The 6,839-nt window shown below is 63.5% G+C and carries 6 protein-coding genes; 2 read left to right on the top strand and 4 right to left on the bottom strand.

Translation table 11 applies throughout. The features are described 5' to 3' along the window. A partial coding sequence (locus tag EOA86_RS16215; RefSeq protein ID WP_128342543.1) for an SDR family NAD(P)-dependent oxidoreductase occupies positions 1-218 on the bottom strand: 218 nt, incomplete at its 3' end. 398 nt (positions 219-616) lie between these two features. Here EOA86_RS16215 and gshB point away from each other — a divergent pair. Further along, on the top strand, positions 617-1,558 hold the full coding sequence (gene gshB / locus EOA86_RS16210) for a glutathione synthase (protein ID WP_128342541.1): 942 nt from the start codon (positions 617-619) through the stop codon (positions 1,556-1,558). A gap of 177 nt (positions 1,559-1,735) precedes the next feature. Continuing rightward, positions 1,736-3,268 (top strand): YifB family Mg chelatase-like AAA ATPase, encoded by a 1,533-nt coding sequence (locus EOA86_RS16205; RefSeq protein ID WP_128342540.1) that lies wholly within the window; start codon positions 1,736-1,738, stop codon positions 3,266-3,268. Positions 3,269-3,622: 354 nt separating this feature from the next. On the opposite strand, the gene EOA86_RS16200 is transcribed toward EOA86_RS16205, so the two are convergent. From EOA86_RS16200 to EOA86_RS39400, 3 genes are all read right to left on the bottom strand, one after another. Beyond that, positions 3,623-4,201 carry a hypothetical protein gene (locus EOA86_RS16200; RefSeq protein WP_245497288.1) on the bottom strand — a complete coding sequence of 193 codons (579 nt, stop codon included), beginning with the start codon at positions 4,199-4,201 and terminating at the stop codon, positions 3,623-3,625. Between the two features lie 198 nt (positions 4,202-4,399). After that, positions 4,400-6,574 carry a malate synthase G gene (locus EOA86_RS16195; protein ID WP_128342538.1) on the bottom strand — a complete coding sequence of 725 codons (2,175 nt, stop codon included), beginning with the start codon at positions 6,572-6,574 and terminating at the stop codon, positions 4,400-4,402. 83 nt (positions 6,575-6,657) lie between these two features. Further along, the coding region (locus tag EOA86_RS39400) for a hypothetical protein (protein WP_206630037.1) at positions 6,658-6,839 on the bottom strand (182 nt) is incomplete at its 5' end.

Raw genomic sequence — 6,839 nt, 5'->3', positions numbered from 1 at the left:
TCGCGTATGTCTGTCTTGAGATAGAGAGGCCGGCGGCCGAGATCCTTCTCGATGCGGTCGGCCAGCGCAAGGCTCGGGCCATCGGCGATGTCGATGAAGGCGACCTTCGCTCCCTGGCGGGCAAAGCCCTCGGTCAGCGCCGCGCCGATGCCGGAGCCGCCGCCGGTGATCAGCACCGAGGCACCTTGAAGGTCGGCAAAGCGTGCCGATGGCATCATTTTTTTCTCCCTGCGCATGACCCCGGAATCGGTTTCGATTTCGGAAAGGATCATGCGCAAAATCAAAGTGCTACAGCGTCCTTTGCGCGTCCAAAGGACGCGCGGCGCTGTAGGCTCAGTCGGCGCGCATCCTAGCCAGCCCGGTCGGGGGAGCAAGGGAGAAAAACCGATTCCCGAGGCTTATGTCAGACAAAAAGACGATCACGTCCCACTACGCGTCCTTGCAGCGGCGGCCAACCCCACGAGGCATCGAGCGCACGCACAGCCTCGCTTTGTCTGCAACTGGCCGACAGACGCCCCGCATGCAGCAGGCAATCCTCAAATGTCGCGATTGGCAGATCACCGGCGAGGTTGTAAGGGCAAGCACAAATGCCCATCCGATCCGCCGGAGATCCGCCATGCCTCTGAAAATCGCCGTCCAGATGGACCACATCTCCACCGTTTCGATTGCCGGCGACACGTCTTTTGCGCTGTCGCTGGAAGCGCAGCGGCGCGGCCATCAGTTGTTGCACTACACGCCCGATCGGTTGTCGCTGCGCGGCGGCAAGGTGTTTGCCCGCATCGAGGAAATGCAGGTCCGCGATGAGAAGGGCAATCACTATTCGCTCGGTGAAGAAGTCCGCACCGACCTGTCGGAGATGGACGTCGTCCTGCTCAGGCAGGATCCGCCGTTCGACATGAACTACATCACCACGACGCACATACTCGAGCGCATCCATCCCAAGACACTGGTGGTCAACGACCCGGCGTGGGTGCGCAACAGCCCGGAAAAGATCTTCGTCACCGAATTTCCCGACCTGATGCCGGAAACGCTGATCACCAAGGACCCGCTGGAGGTCGCCGCCTTCCGCAAGGAGTTCGGCGACATCATCGTCAAGCCGCTCTACGGCAATGGCGGCGCCGGCATCTTCCACCTGCACGAGGCCGACCGCAACCTTGCCTCGCTGCTCGAAATGTTCGGCCAGTTGTTCCGCGAGCCCTACATCGTGCAGCGTTATCTGAAGGAGGTGCGCGCCGGCGACAAACGCATCATCCTGATTGACGGTGAGCCTGTCGGCGCCATCAACCGGGTGCCGGCCGAGCATGATTCACGCTCCAACATGCATGTCGGCGGCCGCGCCGAAAAAACCGAACTGACGGCGCGCGAACGCGAGATCTGCGCCCGCATCGGCCCATCGCTGAAAGAGCGCGGCTTTATCCTTGTCGGCATCGACGTTATCGGCGACTACATGACCGAGATCAACGTGACGTCGCCGACCGGCGTGCGCGAGGTGCAGCGTTTTGGTGGCGCCGATGTTGCGAGCCTGTTCTGGGATGCGGTCGAGGACAAACGCAAGTAGCGCACGCTTGGCGGAACAGCGTTTTTCCGACCCAGAGCCGCGACGCCATCAGATTGTAGCGTTCAATTGTTCCTGTAATGTTCTTGCCTTTGCCCAAAATCTGTGGTTGTCTCCGGTGACGCCGTTCGCGGCATGATCGCATGGGCTTCGGGCGAGCTCATATCCGGGGGCAGAGAAATGGTTGCGCGGGTCCGAACGGTCGCTTTCCAGGGCATCGAGGCGGTGCCGGTCGACGTGCAGGTGATGATAGCACCGGGCAAGGTCAACATGCACATCGTCGGTCTCGGCGACAAGGCGGTGGCCGAGAGCCGGGAGCGGGTGCAGGCGGCGCTGCATGCGTCGGGCCTGTCGATGCCGTCGAAGAAGGTCACGGTCAATCTGGCGCCGGCCGACCTGCCCAAGGAAGGCAGCCATTACGATTTGCCGATCGCGCTCGGCCTGATGGCGGCATTGGGGGCCATTCCGGGCGACATGCTGGCCGGCTATGTCGTGCTTGGCGAGCTGTCGCTCGACGGCACCATCGCCGCGGTGGCTGGCGCGTTGCCGGCGGCGATCGGCGCCAATGCCGAAGGCAAGGGCTTGATCTGTCCTTTCACCTGCGGGCCGGAAGCGGCGTGGGCCGGCCAGGATTTCGACATTCTGGCGCCGCGCAGCCTGATCGCCATTGCCAATCATTTTCGCGGCACGCAGGTCCTGTCACGGCCGGAGGCCGGCATCCATGCCTCGGCGCGTGACCTGCCGGATCTGGCCGACATCAAGGGCCAGGAGACCGCCAAGCGGGCACTCGAAGTGGCGGCGGCCGGCGGTCACAATCTGCTGATGGTCGGACCGCCGGGTTCGGGAAAATCGATGCTGGCGCAGCGGCTGCCGTCGATCCTGCCGCCGCTGGCGCCGAGGGAATTGCTCGAAGTCTCGATGATCGCGTCGGTTGCCGGCGAACTCGGCGAAGGCAAGCTGACCGACCGGCGGCCGTTCCGCGCCCCGCACCATTCGGCCTCGATGGCGGCGATGGTCGGCGGCGGCCTGCGGGTGCGGCCGGGCGAGGCGTCGCTTGCCCATCACGGCGTGCTGTTCCTCGACGAGTTTCCCGAATTCTCGCCGCAGGCGCTCGACGCGCTGCGCCAGCCGCTGGAGACCGGCGACTGCATGATCGCCCGCGCCAACCATCGCGTCACCTATCCGGCGCGCATCCAGCTGGTCGCGGCGATGAACCCGTGCCGCTGCGGCATGGCCGGCGAGCCGGGCTATCGCTGCCTACGCGGCGACCGTTGCCGCACCGACTACCAGGCGCGCATTTCCGGCCCGCTGCTCGACCGCATCGATCTCCGGATCGAGGTGCCGGCGGTCTCGGCCAGCGATCTGATCCGGCCGGACCGGGCGGAGAAAAGTGCCGCGGTGGCGCTGCGCGTCGCACGCGCCCGGACAATCCAGCGCGAACGTTTCGAGCGGCTCGGCGCGACCCCTGCCACCACCAACGCGCATTGCTCGCCCTCGGTCATCGAGGAGATCGCGATGCCGGATGCATCAGGCCTGTCGCTGCTCAGGGACGCCAGCGAAAAACTCGGCTTTTCCGCGCGCGCCTACCACCGGGTGCTGAAAGTGGCGCGAACGCTGGCCGATCTCGAGGCCAGCGAGACGGTCGGCCGTATCCATCTGGCCGAGGCGATTTCCTACCGCATGAGCTCGGAGCGAATGGCGCAGGCGGCGTAGAGTGCAATGTCCAGCGCCGGAAAGCTTGCCCGCCGAGTAGCCAGCAAGCCTATACATCGGTTCCGGGCTGTCGGGTCATCCCAAGGAGCTCGACGCGCAGTTGCTGCCTTCGGGAAGAGCGATCGTCGCCAGGTCGGCCAACCAGACGCCGTCGGCCGCCAGCCTGACGATTTGCGTGGCGCATGTCGCCATCGGTTGCGCGGTGCCGCCGCTCGAAGCGGGCCTGGAATCAGCTGACCCACAATACGCGCGGATCGGCGTCGGTCAGCCTGCGGGCCGGAGGCGGCCCAGGCCGGAACTCGACAGTCTGATGCTACGCAGCCCGATCGTTATCGCCAGTCATTTCGACGGCAGCTACTTAACCGGGATCATGAGATGTGCGTAGGGAGTGCCCGCCCACATCACATATGGCCTGGACGTGTCAGGCTTGGGGTCCGCCGGATAGCCCTGCATCAGGTCCGTTGCGTTGACGATCATCACGTGCGGTCCAGTCTCCACCCAATTGTTGCCTTCCTCGGGCTTTGTCGCATAAGGATCGGTGTTGCTGCCGTCAGTGCCGCCGGACAGCATATACATGAAACCGACCTTGCCCTTGGGCGGTTCCTTTTTTCCCATCCACGCCACTGCCCAGTCCATCGCGTTGGCATCGCCACACATTGGATCCGGGCCAGGCGTGGCCGGGTTGTCCGGCATGCACCAGAAGCCGTTTGTGCCCTCGCGCAGCGTGCGCATTGATCCCTTCTCATCCATGGCGTGGATCGTAGCGCCGCTTGCTACAGCGGGGGGTGCGGCGGATTCAGCGCTCTTGATCATCGCAGCGTCGTCGGCGGCTGCGCCTTGCATCGCAAACAAACTGCCCGCCGCCGAAAGGGCGGCGACCGTCAGAAGCCGTTTCATGGCCATTCTCCGGTTTTTTGAGTTGATCTTGTGCATGATTCGGACGCACGGCCTCCCAGAGCCGTTGTCGGTGATTAAAATCGTAGCAGATCGCATGCACCGGGACAACGCTATCTTAGCGATACCTAATATCCGTCGGATGATTCAGACTGGGCATCTCAAACATGCGGCGTCGGAAGATTTTCTATTTCGCGCCACGTATTGTGAGACTGCGCCTTGCAACGGCGGCTTGTGCTATCCAGCTCTTTCCTTCGCCTTCAGCTCCAGCCGTCGTGCGTGCAGCACCGGCTCGGTGTAGCCGTTCGGCTGGACCCGGCCCTTGAAAACGAGGTCGCAGGCGGCGAGGAAGGCGATGGACCTGTCGAAGTCGGGCGCCATCGGCCGGTAGAGCGGATCGCCTGCGTTCTGGCGGTCGACGACGCCAGCCATGCGCTTCATCGTCTCCATCACCTGGTCTGATGTGCACACGCCATGGTGCAGCCAGTTGGCGATATGCTGCGAGGAGATACGCAGCGTGGCGCGGTCCTCCATCAGGCCAACGTCATTGATGTCAGGCACTTTCGAGCAGCCGACGCCTTGGTCGATCCAACGAACGACATAGCCCAGAATGCCTTGCGCGTTGTTGTCGAGCTCCTTCTGGATTTCTTCTTGAGACCAGTTCGGCCGCGCCGCGACCGGCACGGACAGGATGTCGTCGAGCTTTGCCTTGGGCCGACTTTTCAGCGCCACTTGGACGGCAGGGACATCGACCTTGTGATAATGGGTGGCGTGCAGCGTCGCCGCCGTCGGCGACGGCACCCAGGCGGTGTTGGCGCCGGCCTTGGGATGAGCGATCTTTTCCGCCAGCATCGCCGCCATCAGATCAGGCATCGCCCACATGCCCTTGCCGATCTGGGCGTGGCCGGCCAGCCCGCATTCCAGCCCGGTGTCGACGTTCCAGGCTTCGTAGGCGGCAATCCAGGCGGCCTGCTTCATGTCGCCCTTGCGGATCATCGGGCCGGCTTCCATCGAGGTGTGGATCTCGTCGCCGGTGCGGTCGAGAAAACCGGTGTTGATGAAGACGACGCGGTCTTTGGCGGCGCGGATCGCCTCTTTGAGATTGACGGTGGTGCGCCGCTCCTCGTCCATGATGCCCATCTTGATGGTATTTTCCGCCATGCCGAGCAGGGCTTCGACGCGGCCAAAAATCTCGACGGCGAAGGCGACTTCCTCCGGCCCGTGCATCTTGGGCTTTACGATATACATCGAGCCCGCGCGGGAATTGGCGCGGCGTCCGTTCGGCCCGACATCGTGCAGCGCAATCAGCGCCGTCATCGCCGCATCCATGATGCCTTCCGGCACCTCGTTGCCGTCGCGGTCAGAGATCGCCGGATTGGTCATGAGGTGACCGACATTCCTGACCAGCATCAGCGAACGGCCGGGCAGCGTCAGCGTACCGCCGCCGCGCGAAGTGTAGCTGCGATCCGGATTGAGCTTTCGGGTAAACGTCTTGCCGCCCTTGGTGATCTCTTCCGCCAGGTCGCCCTTCATCAGGCCGAGCCAGTTGCGGTAGACGATGACCTTGTCCTCGGCATCGACCGCTGCGACCGAATCCTCGCAGTCCTGAATGGTGGTCAGCGCCGATTCCAGGATGACATCGGCAATGCCGGCTGCATCGGTCCGGCCGATCTGATTGGCGCGATCGATGACGATTTCAATATGCAGGCCATTCCTGGTGAGCAGGACAGCTTCGGGATCGGCGGCGTCGCCGCGATAGCCGACGAACTGCCTGGGATCGGCGAGCGTGGTGACACCGGAGCCCTCGCCCAGCCGCAGCATACCATTGACGAACGAAAGCCCGTTCACCCCAGCCCATTTGCCTGTCGTGAGCGGTACGGCCTCATCGAGAAAACCTTTAGCCCAGGCGATCACCTTGGCGCCACGCGACGGGTTGAAGCTCTTTCCCTTCTCGCCGCCGTCGGTCTCGGAAATGGCATCGGTGCCGTAGAGCGCATCGTAGAGCGAGCCCCAGCGCGCATTGGCGGCATTCAGCGCGTAGCGCGCATTCATCACCGGGACCACCAATTGCGGCCCGGCGACCGCCGAAATCTCCGGGTCGACATTTTCGGTCGCGACGGAGAAGGCCGGCCCTTCCGGCATGAGATAGCCGATCTCCCTCAGGAACCCCTTATAGGATTCCATGTCGCTGGGCGCGCCATTGTCGCGATACCAGCGGTCGATCTGGTCCTGCAGGGCTTCGCGCTTTTCGAGCAGCGCCCGGTTCTTCGGCGAAAGATCGTGCACGATGGCCGCAAAGCCGGTCCAGAACGCGTTGGCTGCAATGCCGGTGCCCCGCAGCGCCTCGTTCACGACGAAATCATAAAGCTCGCGGGCAATCCTCAATCCGGCGATTTCGACGCGATCGGTCATCGGAGGTTCTCCAGACGAAAGGCTAGGCCTTTGGCATGTCAGGGTGGCACGGTCAATTCAGCTTAGGGTGAAGGGGGGTTGTTTTAGGCGTCGAGGGCTCGGACGGCAATGCGCTGAGGGCCCATGCAGCGCTGGCGGTTGGCGAAACAGGCGATGAGAGCGTCCTTCTCCCGTTTACGGGGAGAAAATGGCGGCAGCCAGCTGAGGGGCGGGCGCGACGTTCCGAGATCACGGCACATGATCTCGTATACCATCACTCCTATTC

The sequence above is a fragment of the Mesorhizobium sp. M5C.F.Ca.IN.020.32.2.1 genome (assembly GCF_004023105.1).
Classification (GTDB): domain Bacteria; phylum Pseudomonadota; class Alphaproteobacteria; order Rhizobiales; family Rhizobiaceae; genus Mesorhizobium; species Mesorhizobium wenxiniae.
This window is presented reverse-complemented; position numbering and strand designations above follow the sequence as displayed.

Bases quoted from the DNA above. Each gene is read 5' to 3' on its own strand.
- EOA86_RS16195 (WP_128342538.1), bottom strand. From the start codon at position 6,574: ATGACCGATCGCGTCGAAATCGCCGGATTGAGGATTGCCCGCGAGCTT.
- EOA86_RS16205 (WP_128342540.1), top strand. From the start codon at position 1,736: ATGGTTGCGCGGGTCCGAACGGTCGCTTTCCAGGGCATCGAGGCGGTG.
- EOA86_RS16200 (WP_245497288.1), bottom strand. From the start codon at position 4,201: ATGCACAAGATCAACTCAAAAAACCGGAGAATGGCCATGAAACGGCTT.
- gshB (WP_128342541.1), top strand. From the start codon at position 617: ATGCCTCTGAAAATCGCCGTCCAGATGGACCACATCTCCACCGTTTCG.